The sequence below is a fragment of the Streptomyces sp. NPDC041200 genome, from assembly GCF_055591805.1.
The window spans coordinates 46958-65103 of sequence record NZ_JBVIZF010000012.1 but is presented as its reverse complement, the minus strand read 5'-3'; the positions used below and the strand labels follow the sequence as shown (position 1 = coordinate 65103).

The 18146-nt window shown below is 71.0% G+C and carries 17 protein-coding genes, 1 other RNA gene and 2 pseudogenes; 6 read left to right on the top strand and 14 right to left on the bottom strand.

The features are described 5' to 3' along the window. Window positions 1-11 precede the first annotated feature (11 nt). The gene (yicI, locus tag ACZ6CL_RS24995) at window positions 12-2309 is read left to right on the top strand and encodes an alpha-xylosidase (RefSeq protein WP_468938950.1); all 2298 of its coding nucleotides are present in this window, start codon (window positions 12-14) and stop codon (window positions 2307-2309) included. Here yicI and dacB read toward each other — a convergent pair. Continuing rightward, on the bottom strand, window positions 2290-3855 hold the full coding sequence (gene dacB, locus ACZ6CL_RS24990; RefSeq protein WP_468938949.1) for a D-alanyl-D-alanine carboxypeptidase/D-alanyl-D-alanine endopeptidase: 1566 nt from the start codon (window positions 3853-3855) through the stop codon (window positions 2290-2292). The two genes, yicI and dacB, sit on opposite strands and share 20 nt — an antisense overlap. Before the next feature lie 105 nt (window positions 3856-3960). Here dacB and ACZ6CL_RS24985 point away from each other — a divergent pair, with 105 nt between their 5' ends. Further along, window positions 3961-4413 (top strand): DUF3592 domain-containing protein, encoded by a 453-nt coding sequence (locus tag ACZ6CL_RS24985; protein ID WP_468938946.1) that lies wholly within the window; start codon window positions 3961-3963, stop codon window positions 4411-4413. A 9-nt stretch (window positions 4414-4422) separates the two neighbouring features. Here ACZ6CL_RS24985 and ACZ6CL_RS24980 read toward each other — a convergent pair whose 3' ends face one another. Both ACZ6CL_RS24980 and ACZ6CL_RS24975 read right to left on the bottom strand, forming a co-directional pair. Continuing rightward, a complete protein-coding gene (locus tag ACZ6CL_RS24980) occupies window positions 4423-4857 on the bottom strand; it encodes a glutaredoxin domain-containing protein (protein ID WP_468938943.1) in 435 nt (144 codons plus the stop codon). Window positions 4858-4860: 3 nt separating this feature from the next. Continuing rightward, window positions 4861-5502, bottom strand: a complete 642-nt coding sequence (locus ACZ6CL_RS24975) for a TetR/AcrR family transcriptional regulator (RefSeq protein WP_468938941.1) — start codon at window positions 5500-5502, stop codon at window positions 4861-4863. A 99-nt stretch (window positions 5503-5601) separates the two neighbouring features. Here ACZ6CL_RS24975 and ACZ6CL_RS24970 point away from each other — a divergent pair, with 99 nt between their 5' ends. Together ACZ6CL_RS24970 and ACZ6CL_RS24965 are read left to right on the top strand one after the other, a co-directional pair. Beyond that, window positions 5602-6528, top strand: coding sequence for a zinc-binding dehydrogenase (locus tag ACZ6CL_RS24970; protein WP_468938938.1), 927 nt, complete (start codon window positions 5602-5604; stop codon window positions 6526-6528). A 41-nt stretch (window positions 6529-6569) separates the two neighbouring features. Further along, entirely contained in the window at window positions 6570-7271 is a 702-nt protein-coding gene (locus ACZ6CL_RS24965) for a bleomycin resistance protein (RefSeq protein ID WP_468938936.1), read from the top strand. Between the two features lie 109 nt (window positions 7272-7380). Here the strand turns inward: ACZ6CL_RS24965 and ACZ6CL_RS24960 are convergent, their stop codons facing one another. The 3 genes and pseudogenes from ACZ6CL_RS24960 to ACZ6CL_RS24950 all read right to left on the bottom strand — a co-directional run. Further along, window positions 7381-7923, bottom strand: a complete 543-nt coding sequence (locus ACZ6CL_RS24960; protein ID WP_468938935.1) for a GNAT family N-acetyltransferase — start codon at window positions 7921-7923, stop codon at window positions 7381-7383. Next, on the bottom strand, window positions 7920-8855 hold the full coding sequence (locus ACZ6CL_RS24955; protein ID WP_468939313.1) for an XRE family transcriptional regulator: 936 nt from the start codon (window positions 8853-8855) through the stop codon (window positions 7920-7922). The genes ACZ6CL_RS24960 and ACZ6CL_RS24955 overlap by 4 nt, the downstream gene beginning before the upstream one ends. A 207-nt stretch (window positions 8856-9062) precedes the next feature. Further along, window positions 9063-9206, bottom strand: a pseudogene (locus tag ACZ6CL_RS24950) (helix-turn-helix domain-containing protein); the annotation flags it as partial. A gap of 125 nt (window positions 9207-9331) precedes the next feature. On the opposite strand from ACZ6CL_RS24950, the pseudogene ACZ6CL_RS24945 reads away from it, so the two are divergent. Continuing rightward, a pseudogene (locus ACZ6CL_RS24945) lies at window positions 9332-9895 on the top strand (methyltransferase domain-containing protein); the annotation flags it as partial. A gap of 55 nt (window positions 9896-9950) precedes the next feature. Here the strand turns inward: ACZ6CL_RS24945 and ssrA are convergent. From ssrA to ftsE, 5 genes are all read right to left on the bottom strand, one after another. Beyond that, window positions 9951-10321: a transfer-messenger RNA gene (gene ssrA, locus ACZ6CL_RS24940) on the bottom strand. A gap of 123 nt (window positions 10322-10444) precedes the next feature. Beyond that, entirely contained in the window at window positions 10445-10930 is a 486-nt protein-coding gene (smpB, locus tag ACZ6CL_RS24935; protein ID WP_468938933.1) for an SsrA-binding protein SmpB, read from the bottom strand. An 18-nt stretch (window positions 10931-10948) separates the two neighbouring features. Continuing rightward, window positions 10949-12163, bottom strand: a complete 1215-nt coding sequence (locus ACZ6CL_RS24930; RefSeq protein WP_468938932.1) for a S41 family peptidase — start codon at window positions 12161-12163, stop codon at window positions 10949-10951. A gap of 68 nt (window positions 12164-12231) precedes the next feature. Further along, entirely contained in the window at window positions 12232-13143 is a 912-nt protein-coding gene (ftsX, locus tag ACZ6CL_RS24925; RefSeq protein ID WP_468938930.1) for a permease-like cell division protein FtsX, read from the bottom strand. Between the two features lie 9 nt (window positions 13144-13152). Continuing rightward, window positions 13153-13842 carry a cell division ATP-binding protein FtsE gene (ftsE, locus tag ACZ6CL_RS24920; protein ID WP_201857601.1) on the bottom strand — a complete coding sequence of 230 codons (690 nt, stop codon included), beginning with the start codon at window positions 13840-13842 and terminating at the stop codon, window positions 13153-13155. A 327-nt stretch (window positions 13843-14169) separates the two neighbouring features. Between ftsE and ACZ6CL_RS24915 the strand changes: the two genes are divergently transcribed. Beyond that, window positions 14170-14370: a hypothetical protein gene (locus ACZ6CL_RS24915; protein ID WP_123108461.1), complete on the top strand. Its 201-nt coding sequence runs from the start codon at window positions 14170-14172 to the stop codon at window positions 14368-14370. Window positions 14371-14464: 94 nt separating this feature from the next. On the opposite strand, the gene ACZ6CL_RS24910 is transcribed toward ACZ6CL_RS24915, so the two are convergent. The 3 genes from ACZ6CL_RS24910 to ACZ6CL_RS24900 all read right to left on the bottom strand — a co-directional run bounded on the left by ACZ6CL_RS24910 (window position 14465) and on the right by ACZ6CL_RS24900 (window position 18095). Continuing rightward, the gene (locus ACZ6CL_RS24910) at window positions 14465-15157 is read right to left on the bottom strand and encodes a hypothetical protein (RefSeq protein WP_468938928.1); all 693 of its coding nucleotides are present in this window, start codon (window positions 15155-15157) and stop codon (window positions 14465-14467) included. Between the two features lie 341 nt (window positions 15158-15498). Next, on the bottom strand, window positions 15499-16611 hold the full coding sequence (gene prfB, locus ACZ6CL_RS24905; protein WP_468938926.1) for a peptide chain release factor 2: 1113 nt from the start codon (window positions 16609-16611) through the stop codon (window positions 15499-15501). 65 nt (window positions 16612-16676) lie between these two features. Then, complete coding sequence (locus ACZ6CL_RS24900) at window positions 16677-18095, bottom strand: serine/threonine-protein kinase (RefSeq protein WP_468938923.1); 1419 nt, start codon at window positions 18093-18095, stop codon at window positions 16677-16679. Window positions 18096-18146 lie beyond the last annotated feature (51 nt).

Below are 18146 nucleotides of genomic sequence, written 5' to 3'. Positions count from 1 at the left end.
GAGGGCCCCGCATGAAGTTCAGCGACGGCTACTGGCTGCTGCGCGAGGGCGTCCGCGCCGCCCACCCCACCGGGGTCCTCGACGTGGAGACCGGCCCCGGCCACCTCACCGTGCACGCCGCCACCCATCCGGTGCACCGCCGCGGGGATCTCCTCAAGGGGCCGGTGCTCACCCTGACGTGCACCGCGCCGATGCCGGGCGTGATCGGGGTCCGGCTCACCCACTTCGCGGGCGGGGCGGACCGGGGCCCGTCGTTCGAGCTGGCCGGTGGCTCGTACGGGGAGGCGTCCTGCGATGTGTCCTGCGATGACGACGAGGCCCGGCTCACCTCCGGCGCGCTCACCGTACGCATCGCCCGCACCGGCCCCTGGCGCGTCGCCTTCGAGGCCGACGGGCGCCCGCTCACCGGCAGCGGGCCCAAGGACACCGGCATCATGGAGACCGCCGACGGCCGCCACTATCTGCGCGAGCGGCTGCTCTTACGCGTCGGCACCTCCGCGTACGGCCTCGGGGAGCGCTTCGGCCCGCTGGTGAAGAACGGCCAGACCGTCGACATCTGGAACGCCGACGGCGGCACCGCCACCGAACAGGCCTACAAGAACGTCCCCTTCTACCTCACCGACGCGGGCTACGGCGTCTTCGTCGACCACCCCGGCCAGGTCTCCTTCGAGGTCGGCTCGGAGGCGGTGTCCCGCGTCCAGTTCAGCGCCGAGTGCCAGGAGCTGACGTACTACGTCATTCACGGGCCCACCCCGAAGGACATCCTGCGCACCTACACCGCGCTCACCGGCCGTCCCGCGCTGCCGCCCGCCTGGTCCTTCGGGCTGTGGCTGTCCACCTCCTTCACCACCTCCTACGACGAGGAGACGGTCACCGGCTTCGTGGACGGCATGGCGGAGCGCGAACTTCCGCTGTCCGTCTTCCACTTCGACTGCTTCTGGATGCGCGAGCACCACTGGTGCGACTTCACCTGGGATCCGCGCGTCTTCCCCGACCCGGAGGGCATGCTGCGGCGGCTGCGCGAGCGCGGCCTGCGCGTGTGCGTGTGGATCAACCCGTACATCGCGCAGCGCTCCCCGCTCTTCGCCGAGGGCCGGGCGGCCGGGCATCTGCTGAAACGGCCGGACGGTTCCGTATGGCAGTGGGACCTGTGGCAGCCCGGGATGGCCCTGGTCGACTTCACCAGCCCCGCCGCGCGGGCCTGGTACGCCGGGAAGCTGACCGCGCTGCTCGACATGGGCGTGGACTGCTTCAAGACCGACTTCGGCGAGCGGGTGCCGCTGGACGTGGTCTACGCGGACGGCTCCGACCCCGAGCGGATGCACAACTACTACACCCACCTCTACAACCGCACCGTCTTCGAGGCGCTGCGCGAGCGGCGGGGCGAGCGCGAGGCCGTCGTCTTCGCGCGCTCCGCGACCGCGGGCGGCCAGCAGTTCCCGGTGCACTGGGGCGGCGACTGCGAGTCCACGTACGAGGCAATGGCCGAGTCGCTGCGCGGCGGGCTCTCCCTCGGGCTGTCCGGCTTCGGCTTCTGGAGCCATGACATCGGCGGCTTCGAGGGCACCCCCGACCCGGCACTCTTCAAGCGGTGGATCGCCTTCGGCCTGCTCTCCTCGCACAGCAGGCTGCACGGCTCGTCCTCCTACCGCGTGCCGTGGCACTTCGACGAGGAGTCGGTCGCGGTACTGCGCTTCTTCACCCGGCTGAAGCTGCGGCTGATGCCGTACCTGTACGAGGTGGCGCGGCAGGCGCACGGCGAGGGCCTGCCGGTGATGCGCGCCATGGTCCTCGAATTCCCCGGCGACCCGGGGTGCGCGGGGCTGGAGCGGCAGTACATGCTCGGTGGAGATCTGCTGGTCGCGCCGGTCTTCGACGACGAGGGCGAGGTCGCGTACTACGTCCCGGAGGGGGTGTGGACGCACGTGCTCAGCGGCCGGACCGTGCGCGGCCCGCGCTGGGTCCGCGAGCGGCACGGTTTCCTGAGCGTGCCGCTGCTGGCGCGGCCGGGCGCGGTGATCCCGTTCGGCGCGGCGTACGACCGGCCGGACGCCGACTGGGCGGACGGCATCACGCTGCGGGTGTACGAACCCTCCGCCCTGCCCGGCACCGGGGTCACCGTCCGGGTCCCGGCCCCGGACGGCTCGACGGCCGTCGCGTTCACCGTCGTACGGGACGGGGACGCGCTGCACGCCGAGGCCGAGCGGGCCCCGGGGCCCTGGCGGGTGGAGGTGGTGGGCGGGCCGTCCGCCGACGCGGAGGCGGGGACGGCCGCCCTGACGCTGGCGCTCAGCAGCGCCGGGGCTTGACCCAGGAGCACTCCAGGTCCGCTGTCTGTGCGCCGCCGCGTACGGCCCGGGGCCGCACCGCCTCGGTCCCGTCCCCGCCGGACTTCGCGAGCGTCACCACGATCGCGTCCTCCAGGCTCTTCACCGAGGGGGCGAGGTAGTTGTTGAGGACGATGCTGTAGACCAGCTCCCGGCCGTCCGCGTCGGTGACGTACCCGGAGAGCCCGGACGCGCCGGTCAGGGAGCCGGTCTTGCCGCGCGCGTTGCCCGCGGCCGGGGTGCCGCACATGCGCGAGCGCAGCGTGCCGCCGGTGAGGCGGTCCGGGGCGCAGGCCACCGGCAGGGAGGCGTACCAGTCCGCGTACCAGGGCTGCTGCCGGACCGCCAGCAGCAGCTCGGTGAGCTGCCCGGCCGCGATGTTGTCCATCCGGGACAGCCCGGACCCGTCGACCTGGCGCACCGCTCCCATGTCCACGCCCAGCTTCTTGAGGTAGTCGGCGATGGCGGCCAGGCCCGCGCTCCAGGTGCCGCGCCCGGCCGTCTCGTGACCGATGGCCTTGGTGAGGACCTCGGCGTGGATGTTGTTGGACAGCTTCATGAACGGAACCAGCAGCTTCTTGAGCGGCATGGAGCGGTGCGAGGCGACGGGACTGGCCTGCGCCGGTGTGCCCTCACCGAGCCTCGTGGCCCCCGCGACCCGCACCCCGTGCCTCTTGAGCGCGTCGGCGAACACGGCGGCGGCGTACCCGGTGGGCTCCCAGACGCTGACCCACTCCTTGGCGGTCTGCGCCCCGGCCGCGATGGCGCCGCTGACGGTGATGGTGTTGGTGCCGTGCCCGCGCTCAACGGTGAGACCGCCGCTCCCGGTGGTCGCCCGGTTGTCGATACGTACGTACCGGGTCGGGGGCGTAACGGTGACCTTCGGCCGCTCCCCCGTCGCCGCACCCGGCGCGACCTCGACGATGACGCTGCCCGCGTCGTAGTCGGTGTCGGGGGCGACGGTGAGCGCGGAGATGCCCGCCGCGTAGTACGAGGACTCGTCGTCGGCCGCCCAGGAGCGGCCCGCGCGCTGCGCGTCGAACCGGGTGTCATCGGCGATCAGCCGCCCGGTGACCCGGCTGATCCCCGCGTCGGCGACGCTCTTCGCGAGCCGGTCGAAGTCCTTGGCGAGCAGGGTCGGATCACCGCTGCCGCGCAGATACAGATCGCCGCGCAGGGTGCGCCCGTGGCGGGTGCCGTCGCCCAGGACATCGGTCCGGAAGGTGTGGTCGGGCCCCAGCAGCCCCATGGCGGCGGCCGAGGTGAACAGCTTGGTGTTGGAGGCGGGCATCAGCCGGTCGTCGGCCCGGTGCCGGTACAGAGCGTCGCCGGAGTCGGCGTCTGCCACCACCACCCCGGCGGCCCCGCCCTTCAGCAGGGGGTCGGCGAGGATCGTGTCGAGAGCTGTGTCGATCCCGGCGCGCGAGGCATCGGCCCCGGCCGGGGAACTCCAGGTGAGGGTGCAGACCAGCCCGATGACGAGGGGCCAGGCCCAGGCGCGCGCACGACGGTTCAAGGGTCTCCTCATGCCACGGGAGGATCCCGCACCCCGCCACTTCGCGACAGAGCGCCCGGAAATGACAACCTGAGTTCCGGATCGGGGGAACCGAACACGACGGGAGGCGAACCACCAATGGGCATGCCCGGAGCCGATCTGCTGTGCATCGCGATCGGCCTGTTCCTCTACGCCTGCGCCGTGCGCGACGCCCGGCTGGTGCGACGGCTGCGCCGTGAGGGAGTCCGTACGGAAGGGCTGGTGGTCGCCAACGTGGACCACCAGGTCCGGAACCAGAACCGGAAGCAGAACCAGAACCTGAAGCAGAAGCAGAAGCAGAACCGGAATACGATCCCGACGCCGGTCATCCAGTTCCACGACCGTCAGGGCCACGAGGTGGAGTTCACGACCGCGATCCAGGGCATCGGCCTGGGGCTGGCGACCGGCCGGAGGGTGGAGGTGATGTACCTCCCGGGCGAGTCGCAGAAGGCCCGGGTATGGATGCGGCGCCAGCTGGTGGGCCCGGCGCTGGGCATGATCCTGGGCGGCACGCTCTTCCTCGGCTTCGGCCTGCTGTTCGCCTTCAGCTGACGGCCGCCGTCAGACCACACCGGGGAGCTGGTCGCGTACCCATTCAGGGTCGGGGTTGGTGTGCGGGCGGCCCGCCACGACGACCGTCGGCACGGTCTCGTCGCCGTCGTTGGCCGCCCGCACCGCCGCCGCTCCCTCCGGGTCGCGCCAGATGTCGACCCAATGCGCCCGGCGGGCGCGGTGGCCCAACCGGGTGCGCAGCCGGAGGCAGTACGCACAGCCCGGCCGCCAGTAGACGACGGGCCGGCCGTCGGCCGCGCTGCGGCGCTGCGCCTCCAGCGCACCGATCGACCGCGGGAAGACGAGCGGCGAGTTCACGCCCGCGAGCAGCGCGAACACCAGCAGGAGTGCCGCGGCCGTACCGGGGCTCCCCTTGAAGATCAGCCCGGTCGCGAGACCGGCACCGCAGAGCACCAGCAGCACCGGCAGAGTCCACGCGCGCATCGGTCAGCCCTCCACGGACATCGTGAGGCTGCCCGGCAGGGCGGCGACGGCCTCACGGAGGCGTACGGCCAGGTCCCGCTTGGCCAGGGGCGGGGCACTGCCTGCCTGGTCCACCCAGCCCGCGAGCGCGCAGTGGAACGCGGCGATCAGCATGTCCACGGCCAGCCGGGGCCGTACGTCGCCCGGCGCCCCGACCCCGAACCTGCGGCGCAGGACCTCCAGCGCCCCCTGGGTGGTGGCCTCGCAGAACTGAAGTCCGTGCGCCGCCATCGAGGGCGTCCGCTCGGCCAGTCGTCGGCTGACCAGGACCCGGCGGGCCCACCCGTCGTCGTCCATGCGGTCCAGCGCGGCCAGCAGCGCGTCCCGCCCCAGCTCCACCAGCGTCCGCGAGCCCGGGTCCACGGCCTCCAGCTCCTCCAGGAAGGCCCGCCAGAGGTCCTGTTCGGGGGCCATCGCGACGTCTTCCTTGCTGGTGAAGTTGCGGAAGAAGGTGCGCTTGGAGACCTCCACCGCCTCGCACAGCTCATCCAGCGTCACTCCGCCGAAGCCGTGCTCGGTGAACAGCTCCAGCGCGGTGTCGATCAGCGCCTGACGGGTGCGCAGCTTCTTGCGTTCGCGCAGCGACGGGGTGGGGGCGGCAGTCACGACGCCGAGTGTAACGCGGACGCGAACGCCACTTGCGCGCTTATGCCACTCAGTGGCATAACTGAGTCTCTCACCACCTCCCGGAAAGGCGAACGCCCCATGCGCGCCCTGCTCGTCGACTCCACCACCCCCTCCGGTCTCCGCCTCGGCGAAGCCCCCGACCCCGAACCCGCCCCGCACGAGGCGCTGGTCCGGGTCACCGCCACCTCCCTCAACTACGGCGAGACCGCCCACCGCGCCGAGGCCCCTGACGGCACGGTGCTCGGCTGGGACGCCGCCGGGGTGATCGAGCGCGCCGCCACCGACGGCTCCGGCCCCGCCGCCGGAACCCCCGTCGTCACCTTCGGCGAGGCGGGCGGCTGGGCGGAGCTGCGCGCCGTACACACCGGCCTGATCGGCATCCCGCCCGCGGGCGCCGACCCCGCCGCCCTCAGCACCCTCCCGGTCGCGGGCGGCAGCGCGCTGCGCGCCCTGCGCCGCATCGGCGACACCCTCGGCCGCCGCATCCTGATCACGGGCGCCACGGGCGGCGTCGGCCGGTACGCCGTCCAACTCGCCCGCCTCGGCGGCGCCCACGTCATCGCCTCCACCAGCGACCCGGACACCCACGGCGACTCCCTACGCACCCTGGGCGCCCATGAGGTGATCGCGGGGCCGGGCGAGATCGCCGAACCGGTACACGGCGCGGTGGACCTCGTAGGCGGCCCGCAGCTCGTGGCGGCGTACGACACCCTGGCCGCGCACGGCACCCTGGTCTCCGTAGGCCATGTCACGGGCCAGCCCGAGACGTTCCCCTTCGGCGCCCTCTACGGGGACGCGGGCCGCCACGACCGCTCGATCGTCACGTTCTTCCTCCTGGAACACCCCGACCTCGGCCCGGACCTCACCTGGCTCGCCGAGCGCCTCGCGGCGGGCGACCTGGCCCCGCAGATCGCCTGGCGCGGCGGCTGGGACCGCGCCGAGGAAGCCGTCGCGACCCTCTTGGACCGCCGCCTCCACGGCAAGGCGGTCCTGGACATCGGCTAGCCCCCTCCCCTTGCTAGTCAACTTTGACTAGCATGTCCCGCATGGGCGAGAAGACCATTCCGATGCTGCCGTGCCGGACCATTCAGCCGGTCCTCGACTTCTACACCGTCCTCGGATTCGAAGCGACCTTCCAGCAGAGGAGCCCCAATCCCTACGCGGTCGTGGAGCGCGGCGGCATCCAGCTTCACTTCTTCGGGATGAAGAGTTACGAACCGGCCGAGTCCTACAGCACGTGCTATATCCACACCGATGACATCGATGAGCTGCACGAAGCCTTCCGGACCAGGCTCAAGGCGGCGTACGGAAAGATCCCGACCCGCGGACTGCCGCGCATCGGGCCGCTGAAGGACACCTCGCACGGCGTACGGCAGTTCCTGATGACCGACCCGGGTGGCAACTGCCTGCGCATCGGCCAGCAGACAAGCCAGAATCCCTACCACCGGCCCGCCCCCAAGGAAACCTTCCCCCGAGCCCTGCATCACGCGTCCCTCCTCGCGGACTCGCGAGACGACCCGGCGGGCGCCGCGAAGATCCTCGACCGGGCGTTGCACACGGAGGACGAGCGGCCCACACCCGTGCAGTCGCTTCGCCTCCTCGTACTGCGCGCGGACGTCGCCAGGCGCCTCGGCGACGAGGACACCGCGACGTCCGCACTCACCCAGGCCGCCGCGGTCGACCTCACCGCACAGGAGCGGGAATCGGCACACGACGACCTCGAACGCCTGGAGGAGCTGCGGGACTAGGGTCCGGTGGACTGTCAGCCGTGCAGGGCCCGACCGCCGCATGGTGACCGCGAGCCCCCGGGAAGCGCGGGATGTCTCGCCGGGTAGTGCCGACCGCCGACGGTCGGCACTACCCGGCGACCACCCCGGCCCGCACCGCACGCACCATCACCGTCAGCACCGGCGCCTCCGGCGACGACTGCGCGGTGCCCACTGCCGCGTACCCCCACGACGTGTACAGAGCCTGCACCTTCCCGTCCTCGTTCAGCGGGTTCACCATCAACGAGGCTTGGGGCTCGACCCGCCCGGCCAGCAGGACGTCGTGCAGCCTGCGGGCGATGCCCTGCCCGCGCCACGGTCGGCGGACCATCATCTCCTTCACCGCGACCGTGGGTGTCCCCGTGATGTCGACCCCGGGCTCGGGGCAGGTGCGCCGCCACCAGCGGTCGTCCGCTCCATCGAGCCGGTTGGCGTAGAGGTAGCCGACCGGCTCGCCCGAGCCGTACGCCACCACGGCCTCCCACCCCGGTTCGGCGGCATGCCGCCGCAGCCGCTCCCCGAACGCCTCCGGGGCGTAGTGCGGCAGATGGAGCTTGTGCGCCCAGCACTCCTCGTAGATGCCCATCAGGTCATCCCACACGGACTCCACATCACCGACCCGGACGAACCTCACAGGGCCCCGGTGCGGGCCGCGAATTCCCGCACGCCTGGTACGCGGGCGGGCACATACAACAGGTCCGCCGTCAGGGCCCGCAGTGCCGGCCGCCGCACTTCCTGCGGCGCCTCCTGCTCCACCCTGCGGAGCGCCGCGAAGGTCTGCGGCTGATCGCCGAGGGCGTGCCACATGCGCGCCGTGTCCGTCCAGGCGCGGGCACGGCGCTCCGCCGTCGGCATGGAGTCGATGTTCAGCCTCACGGCGACCTTCACACCCTCGTCGGGCGTGCCGAGTGCGTTGAGCACGCCGATCCGGTACACGTCCACCTGCGTCCGGCTCGTGTCCACGGTGAACAGCCCCGGCACCGCCCGATGCCGCTCCGCCTGCTCCTCAGCCTCGTCCAACAGGCCCAGCGCCGTGGCGCGGTCCCTGCCGCTGGCCGCTGTGTACGCGGCCGTCAACAGCAGCGTCGTACGCACGGCCCCGGTCGGGGCCCGGCCGACGTCCAAATCGGCCGCCTCCTGGGTGAGCAGCCGCACCGCAGCCGGGCACCGCCCCGACCGCCGCATGGTGATCGCGAGTACCCGAGAAGACTCACCGATCGGAACTGGGTGGCCGCTGGCCCGGGCCGCGGTCAGCGCACGGTCGGCAGCCACCCAGGCCGCGTCGTTGTGCTGTTTGAGCGCCAGCTCGGCAGCCAGCACGTATGCCCGTCCGAGCACCACGCTCGCCTGCTCTCGTGCCCGCCCGTTCGACGCGTCCCGCGTCGCCGAGGCCGCGGCGAGCAGGCCCGGGAGCGCGCGGCCGAGGGAGGCGTAGCGAGCAGCGCAGAAGTCCGCCCGTGCGGCCGCCGTCTGCTGGACGAGGCGGGCCGTCGGAACCGGGGCGGCAGCGGGGAGCCGGAAAAGCGCGTCCTCAAGGCTGGCCGCCGGGTCGAAAGGCCCGGACACGGCACCGGCCGGGGCAGCCCCTACAACGGCCGTTGTCCCAGCCGCCAACGCACCGGTGAGCAGATTCCTACGACGCACCGCATCCTCCTCGCCCGATGGACGCTCCACCGTATCGACCGCGGGTTCGTCCGGCACAGGAGTCGCGGCCAGCCGGTCGAGTGGAAGGTTCAAAACGCGGCGAACTGCACCAGCGCTGCGTAAATCGAGCCGCATGCGGCCGGACTCGATCCGGGAGACGGCCGACGCGGAGTATCCACACGCCTGGCCGACTTGCGCCTGGGTGAGACGGGCGGCGCAGCGGGCACCGCGAAGGATCGAACCGATGTCAACTCTCGCTGAACCTAAGTTCATAGGTACCTCCCGAGGGACAACGAGAGACACGACGCTAGCGGTACCGCGGGCGGGTGAGGAGGGCGTACGGAAGCACGCCGTGTGCGGGTCCGGCACGCGGTGTGCGGAAGGCCATCTCACGCTCCCGCACCAGGCAGGGCGGCATCATCCTCACCACCCTCGCCCCTGGCTCATGGGCGTACGGCACCGGCCTCGCAAAGATCACCGTGAACGACGACGGCACGGCCGAGGGGCCGATCGTCGGGGAGTCGTCATTCATACAAGCCCGCTCCCAGGCCGCCGTACCGCTCGCCGGGGACCTGTCCGCGCGTACCGCCTACGCCGACAGCGAGCGCGAAGCGGAGGTACCGCCGACACTGCTGGAGGAGTGGATGCCCGCCTTCCTCGCCCAGCTGGCCGCGCCCGGCGCACAGCTCGTACGCGCCACCCTGGGTGATGGCACCCCGCAGCTCTACCTCTTCGACGCCGACCGCGAATCCTTCGCCGCGTTCACCGGGAACGGCTCCGGCTGGACCGTCCGGCAGGGCGGTCCGGTGGCGCTGTGGGACGACATCGAGCAAGCGCTCATCGCCTGGCAGGACGCCGGACGCCCCGACATCAGCGCGGTACGGCTCCGCGTCACATCCCGCTCTCATACGTACTGGATCTCCGGCAGCCCCGCGCTGCGCCGGGAGCACCGCCTCACCTGAACCCCGACACGACGAAGGCCCCGCCAAGCGGCGGGGCCTTCGTCGTACATGGGATGAGTGGAGATGGCGGGAATCGAACCCGCGTCCAACGGTGCGGAATCAGGGCTTCTCCGAGCGCAGTCCGCTGTGATTTTCTCGGCCCCGGAGATCACGCGGACAAGTCTCCGACGGGCTCAGTCACTGTTTGATTTCCCACTACACCCCGTGACCGGGTCTAGTGGTTTAGTTCCCTAGTCGATGCCAGGATCCGGGTCGGGAACACCCCCGGGCTGACACTTCGCAAAGTCGCTACTTAGGCAGCGAGGGCGAAGGAATCGCGCTTGGTGTTGGCGATTATTGGTTGCGACATATGGTTTACGAGATCATTGCCGCTTCCTCGGCTCGCTTCCCCTGCTTCGACAGCCGCTGTCGAAACCGATCATCCCCATGTTGATTTTTCAAAAAGGTGGTGCCACGCCCTCGTGTGGGGGCGCACCGCCATCATAGGTGAACAACGCGCTACGGGGCCACATCATTCCCGCCGGGCGACGTCCCGGACGACGTCCGAGGTCAGACTCGGCCGCGCTCGCGGCGGCGGGCCGCCGAGATCGCGCGGTCCGTCTCGCGGCGGTCCTGCTTCTCGCGGAGCGTCTGGCGCTTGTCGTACTCCTTCTTGCCCTTGGCGAGCGCGACCTCGACCTTGGCGCGGCCGTCCTTGAAGTACAGGGACAGCGGCACGATCGTGTGGCCCGTCTCCTGGGTCTTGTGGACCAGCTTGTCGATCTCCGCCCGGTGCAGCAGCAGCTTGCGGCGGCGGCGCGCCGAGTGGTTGGTCCACGTCCCCTGGCTGTACTCGGGGATGTGCACGTTGTGCAGCCACGCCTCACCGTTGTCGAGCTGCGCGAAGCCGTCGGCGAGCGAGGCGCGCCCCTGGCGCAGCGACTTCACCTCGGTCCCGGTCAGCACCAGGCCGCACTCGTAGGTGTCGATGATGTGGTAGTCGTGCCGCGCCTTCTTGTTCTGCGCGATCAGTTTGCGACCCGTCTCTTTAGCCATAGCGAGGCCATTCTCGCACTAGGACCCGCCCCCGAGGCCACTCAATACTGTCCGCGCGCGCGTCTCGGCGCTCGGTCCGTCGTCGCCGTGGACGGTGAGATCGGGTGCGATGCCCTCGCCGTCGACGTTGCGCCCGGCGGGGGTGCGGTAGTGGCCCACGGTCAGCTCGGCGACCGAGCCGTCGGCGAGCTTGCTGGGCATCTGCACCGATCCCTTGCCGAAGGTGCGGGAGCCGACGACGATCGCGCGGCCGCGGTCCTGGAGCGCGCCGGTGAGCAGCTCGGCGGCGCTCATGGTGCCGCCGTCGACGAGGACGACCAGCGGGCTGTGGGTGTCGCCGCCGGGCCGGGCGTCCAGGACGCGTTGCTCGCCCCGTACGTCGTACGTGGCGACCAGGCCGCCGTCGAGGAAGGACGAGGCGGTGGTGACGGCCTCGGTGACCAGCCCACCGGAGTTGCCGCGCAGATCGAGGAGGATGCCGTCGCCCCGGGGCACCTGCCGCACCGCGCGGCGCACCTGGTCGCCGGAGCCCTTGGTGAAGGAGTCGACCTTGATGCGGACGGCGCCCGGCCGCTGGCCGTCGACGCGGTCGACGGTGACCGGCTCGGTGGCCAGCCGCGCCCGGTGCAGGGTCTGCCGCCACCGGTGGCCGTCGCGCTCCAGGGCGAGCGCCACCGGGGTGCCCGACGAGCGTCCGGCGTGTCCGCGCAGCCGGGCGACGACCTCGGTGACGGGGCGGCCGGTGGACTTCGTACCGTCGACGCTCAGCAGCCGGTCTCCGGCCCGCAGTCCGGCCCGGTCGGCGGGGCTGCCGGGCTGGACCTCGTCCACTTCGATCCGGCCGCCGGTTCCGACCCGCGCGGAGACCCCGACGCCGACGTACGCGCCGTCGAGGTGCTGGCGGAATCCCTCGTACTCACGGGCGCTATAGACCGCGCCCCACCGGTCGCCGCTGCGGCTCACCACGTCACGGGCGGCCTGCGAACCGGACTTCCCGTCCTTCTCGGCCGCGGCTGCCGCCGCTTCGACCTGGTCGCTCTCGACGGAGCCGGCGGCGATCGGGCGGATCGGTATCCGCGCGGCCGACGAGCCCCGGTCGGCGGCCCGGGCGGGACCTTCCGCGCCCCACGAGCCGGTGGCGGCGCCGGTGGCGAGCACGCTCACGAAGACCAATGTCAGGGCGGCCCCGTGGCGAATGCGGCGGGGATGGACGAACAAACACGGGCCCGACATGCCGGTGAGTGTAGGGCAAGCCCGGGCGCCGTACGCCGCGTTGTGAGGTACGGCGCCCCAGGCGAATGTCACACCTTGAGGTACTTGCGGAGCGCGAAGAAGGCCGCGAGGGCGGGCATGAGCAGCCCGATCGCCAGCACCAGCGGCAACTTGGCCAGCACCGCGTCCCAGCCGATGAAGTTGATCACGTCGATCTGGCCCGCGAGCCAGTTGTCGACCAGGAAGTACTGGCCGCTGACGAGGAGTACGCAGGCGAAGCCCGCGCCCATCAGCCCCGCGATGGCGGCCTCCATGATGAACGGCATCTGGATGTAGAAGCTGGACGCGCCGACGAGCCGCATGATCCCGGTCTCCCGGCGGCGGCTGAACGCCGACACCCGCACCGTGTTCACGATGAGCATCAACGCGACCACCAGCATCAGCGTCATCACGCCGAGCGCCGCGTAGTTCATGCCGTTGAGCAGATTGAAGAGATCGTCGACCAGGGCCTTTTGGTCCTGTACCTCCTGCACCCCGGGCCGGGCGGCGAAGGCGGTGGAGATGACGTCGTACCGCGTCGGGTCCTTCAGCTTGATGCGGAAGGACTCCTGCATCTGGTCCGGCGTCAGCGAATCGGCGAGCGGTGAATCGCCGAACTGCTCCTTGTAGTGCTTGTACGCCTGCTCACTGGTCTCGAACTGAACCGAGTCGACGATGTTCATCTGGTTCAGTTCGGAGCGGATCTCCTTTTTCTGGACCTCGGTGGCCGCGCCCTTCGCGCAGTTGGCCGACGACTCCTTGTCGTTCTTGTTGCAGAGGAAAATCGAGACGTTGACCTTGTCGTACCAATAGCCCTTCATCGTGCTCACCTGCTGGCTCATCAGCAGGGACCCGCCGAACAGGGCGAGGGAGAGGGCCACGGAGACGATCACCGCGAAGGTCATCGTGAGATTGCGGCGGAGACCGACGCCGATCTCCGACAGGACGAACTGGGCGCGCATGGCGTCCTTTCAGTGCTGGTAGCCGTAGACGCCGCGGGACTGGTCGCGGACGAGACGGCCCTTCTCAAGTTCGATCACGCGCTTACGCATCTGGTCCACGATCTGCTGGTCGTGCGTGGCCATGACGACCGTGGTGCCGGTCCGGTTGATCCGGTCCAGCAGCTTCATGATCCCAACGGAGGTCTGCGGGTCCAGGTTGCCCGTCGGCTCGTCGGCGATCAGCAGCATCGGACGGTTCACGAACGCGCGCGCGATGGCCACGCGCTGCTGCTCACCGCCGGACAGCTCGCCGGGCATCCGCTCGTCCTTGCCACCCAGCCCCACCAGGTCGAGCACCTCGGGCACGGTCTTGCGGATCGCGCCGCGCGGCTTGCCGATCACCTCCAGCGCGAAGGCGACGTTCTCCCCGACCGTCTTGTTGGGGAGCAGCCGGAAGTCCTGGAACACCGTGCCCAGCTGGCGGCGCATCTGCGGCACCTTCCAGTTGGACAGCCGCGCGAGATCCTTGCCCAGCACATGGACCGCGCCATGGCTCGCCCGCTCCTCGCGGAGCAGCAGCCGGAGGAAAGTGGACTTCCCCGACCCCGAGGAGCCCACCAGGAAGACGAACTCGCCCTTTTCGATCTCGAGCGAGACATCCCGGAGTGCGGGACGGGTCTGCTTGGGGTAAGTCTTGGATACGTTGTCGAATCGGATCACTGATGCACCACGGTGACCTGGGTAGCGGTACGGGCTGCCGCCGGAGCGGCTCCCGTCGGTGAGCGTGACCATACGCGAACCGCGCGCGGGCGCGCAGCGCCCATCCGGCTTGGTGCGTTTATTCACGGCACTATTGGGGGCAAACGGTTGACAAACTGGCCGTCGGACCGTCCGAAACGGCCACAGAACCGGTACGGATGCGGCACGGAATCGTGCGGGGCGCGCCGAACCGGGCGGAAGCTGGCACAGTGGAAGGGGAACCAACCCATTTCCCTGAGCGTTGGCCCCATATCTACTGCGGCACCGCCGCGCGGGAGGAGAAAGCGCATGACGTACGACAGGCTCGTCTGCGCCAACTGCGCGAGTCCCGTCAGCGAGGGCCGCTGCCCGGTCTGCCGGGCCAGCAGGGAGCGCCTGCAGCAGCAGGACGGCCTCTTCGGCGGACTGACCCCGGCCGCGCTGATAGCGCTCCTGGTGGCGCTGATCGCGGTGGCCGTGCTCGCCCACGAGATGGCGGCCGCAGCATAACGTAGCGTAACCAACGCTTACCCGTACAGACACCCCGAGGGGCCCGGAGCTCTGCAGCGCTCCGGGCCCCTCGACGTGTAATGCGGCGTATGGATCAGGCCACGTTGTTGTTGCGGTTCGCGAGCCGCGGCACGACGCGGAAGCCGATGCCACCCGCGATCATCGTGGCGGCACCGATCAGCAGGAAGGTGGTCTCGGAGGAGGCACCGGTCTCGGCCAGCTCCTCCTTGGCCTTGCCCTGCTCGACCGGCTTGGAACCGACGCTGTCGGTGTCCGTGTTGTCGTCGCAGTTGGTGGAGTCGAGGTCCACGGTGCAGGTCGAGTCGTCGCCGCCACCCGCGCCGCCGCCCTGGCTGGGCGAGGAGCTGGGCTGGCCGGAGGGCTCGTCCGTGGGCTCGCCGGTCGGCTGGCCCGTGGGCTCGCCGGTCGGCTGACCGGTGGGCTCGTCCGTCGGCTCGCCGGTGGGCTCGTCCGTCGGCTCTTCCGTCGGGAGCGTCGGCAGCCCGGTGGGCAGGCCGGTCGGCTCGTCCGTCGGCTCGCCGGTGGGCTCGTCCGTCGGCTCACCGGTGGGAATCTCGGTCGGTTCGTCGGTCGGGTCGTCGGGGTTGTGGACGCCGACACCGACGTCCAGGCCCTTCTTGTCCGCGTTGACCGAGGCGTCGACGCCACCGATCCCCACGTCGATCCCCACGGCCGATGCGGCACCGGCAGCGGTCAGCGACGCACCGGCGGCTATCACCGCGGCAGCCGCTACGCGCGCGACACGCAGCCGCGTCTTCTTCGTCATCTACTGCTACCCCCAGTAGCTGTGCTCGTCGATGGAGCAGCTATGCAGGGGCCACGGCCGTCAGGGAAAGAAACTCCGCGGGCTCTGCCTGCCCTGCCTGCTCAGGCGATCCGCCGGTCCCCGTTCACACGCGCCCCAGTCATACGCATGCCGCGCGTCAGCCTTCCCAGTTTTCATGGCACCGTCAAGCGTCTTTGGGGGCGAGATGTCCGCTATGAAGGTGCTTGTGTGACGCATGGGTACACGACTGTGACCAAAAAGCGTCCTTGAGGGACCACTTGGCGATCAGGAAAACCGCCACGAGAGGCCGGGAGAGGCCGCGAGAGGCGCCAACCGGGGGCTTAGCTCTCCTGCTCCCGCTTCTTGCGCCAGCGGATTCCGGCCTCCAGGAAGCCGTCCAGCTCGCCGTCGAGCACCGCCTGCGGGTTGCCCACCTCGAACTCGGTGCGCAGGTCCTTGACCATCTGGTACGGGTGCAGGACGTACGAACGCATCTGGTTGCCCCAGGAATTGCCGCCGTCGCCCTTGAGCGCGTCCATCTTGGCCTGCTCCTCCTGGCGGCGGCGCTCGAGCAGCTTCGCCTGGAGGACGTTCATCGCGGTCGCCCGGTTCTGGATCTGCGAGCGCTCGTTCTGACAGGAGACCACGATGCCGGTCGGGATGTGGGTCAACCGCACCGCGGAGTCGGTGGTGTTGACGCCCTGCCCGCCGGGGCCCGACGAACGGTAGACGTCGACCCGCAGCTCGGACTCGTCGATCTCGATGTGGTCGGTCTGCTCGACCACCGGCAGCACCTCGACGCCCGCGAAGGAGGTCTGACGGCGGCCCTGGTTGTCGAACGGCGAGATGCGCACCAGGCGGTGGGTGCCCTGCTCGACGGAGAGCGTGCCGTACGCGTACGGCGTCTGCACGGCGAAGGTGGTCGACTTGATGCCGGCCTCCTCCGCGTACGAGGTCTCGTAGATCTCCGTCTTGTAGCCGTGCCGCTCGGCCCAGCGCAGATACATCCGCTGCAGCTGCTCGGCGAAGTCGGCGGCGTCGACGCCGCCCGCCTCGGCGCGGATGTTGACGACCGCCTCACGGGCGTCGTACTCGCCGGACAGGAGGGTACGGACCTCCATCTCGTCGACGGCCTTGCGCACCGCGTTCAGCTCGGCCTCGGCCTCGACGCGCGCGTCGTCGTCGCCCTCGTCGGCCGCCAGCTCGAACAGCACCTCGAGGTCGTCGATCCGGCCGCGCAGCTCCTCGGCACGGCGCAGGTGCCCCTGGAGATAGGAGAGCTTGCTGGTGACCTTCTGCGCGTTCTCCGGGTCGTCCCACAGGGACGGGGCCGCCGCCTGCTCCTCGAGCACGGCGATGTCGGCCCGCATCTTGTCGAGGTCCAGGACGGCCTCGATCGACCCCATGGTCGAGGAGAGGGACTTCAGCTCTTCGGATACATCGACGACTGCCACGTGCACCAGCCTAACCGCTATAGAAGGATCTCCGGCCCGTCGGCCCTACCAGGACCGGCGGGCTCTCAGCGGGCGCCGGAGTCCTGTCCGGACCCCTGCCCGGAGTCGCGCGAGCCATGCGAATCCTGCGAGGACGAGTGTTCGCCGCCCTTGGGTGCGTCGTCCCCGTCGTCGCCCCCCGCGACCAGCCAACCGCCGACGCCCACGACGACCAGCGCCGCCACCGTGGCCGCGGCGACCTTGATCCGACGGCGGCGCAGCGCGCCCGAGACCGCCGGATGGCGCGCCGAGCCCGCCCGGCGCTGACCGTGTACGCGAGGGGCGCGCGCGGTGCCGTGCGCGCCGCCCGCCAGCTCGTCCGCGCTGGGCACGCGCATGCTGGTGTGCGTCTCGCGGCTGCTGTCCGGCACCGCGCCCGGGACCAGCGGGACCGCGCCGCGCCGCCGCCGCGCCCCGCCCTGGCCGTATGCCCGCTCGTATCCCTGGCCCTGCCCCTGGCCCGGTCCGGCGGGGGCGGGCTGGTGCCCGCCCTCCGGACGCGTGCCCTCGCCCTCGCGCTGCTCGGGTTCGTCGTCCTCGTCCGGCTCGTCGATGTCCAGCGGCGGATACCCGGCCAGGGTGGGCAGGATCTCGCGCAGCCGCGCGGCCAGCTCGGAGGCGCGCAGCCGGGAGGCGGGGGCCTTGGCGAGGCACTGGAGCAGCAGCTGCCACAGCTCGTCGGGGATGCCGGGCAGCGGGGCGACGGTCTCCGTCACATGGCGGCGCAGGATCGCGCCGGGGTGGCCGCCACCGAACGGGGTGAAGCCCGCCAGCAGCTCGTACAACACCGTGGCCAGCGCGTACACATCCACGCTGGCGCGCGGCGGCAGCCCCTCGATGATCTCCGGCGCGAGGTAGTCGGGGGTGCCGATGACGCTGCGCGGGTTGGGCGAGCGGCCCTGGGACGGCTGCTGACCGCGGGGCGTCCGGCCGCCGCGGGCCCGGCCCGGTTCGTCGACCAGGCGCGCGATGCCGAAGTCGGTGAGGAGGGCGGGGTGGGAGCGGCCGGGGCCGAGCGGGCCCTGCATGTCCAGCAGGACGTTCTCCGGCTTGACGTCCCGGTGCACGATCCCGGCGGCGTGCGCCGCGGCCAGCCCGTCGGCGACGTCCGCGGCGATCGCGACCGCGGCCTCCGGGGACAGCCGCCGCTCGCGGTCGAGCCGGGTGCGCAGATCCGTACCGCGGATCAGGTCCATGACGAGGGCCAGGTCGTTGCCGTCGACCACGAGGTCGCGCACGCCGACCACTCGGGGGTGGTCAAGGCTGAGCAGCGCGGTGCGCTCCTGTACGAAACGGCCGACCAGCTCCTGGTCGGAGGCGAGGTCCTCGCGCAGGAGCTTGATGGCGACCGGGCCCTCGGGACCCTCGCCCAGCCACACCGTGCCGGCGCTGCCGCGTCCCAGGACCTGGTGCGCGGTGTACCGGCTGCCGATCTTCCGTGACAAGACTGCTCCGAATCCTCCGACAGGGGGCACGTTGGCGACAAAGCTACGCGC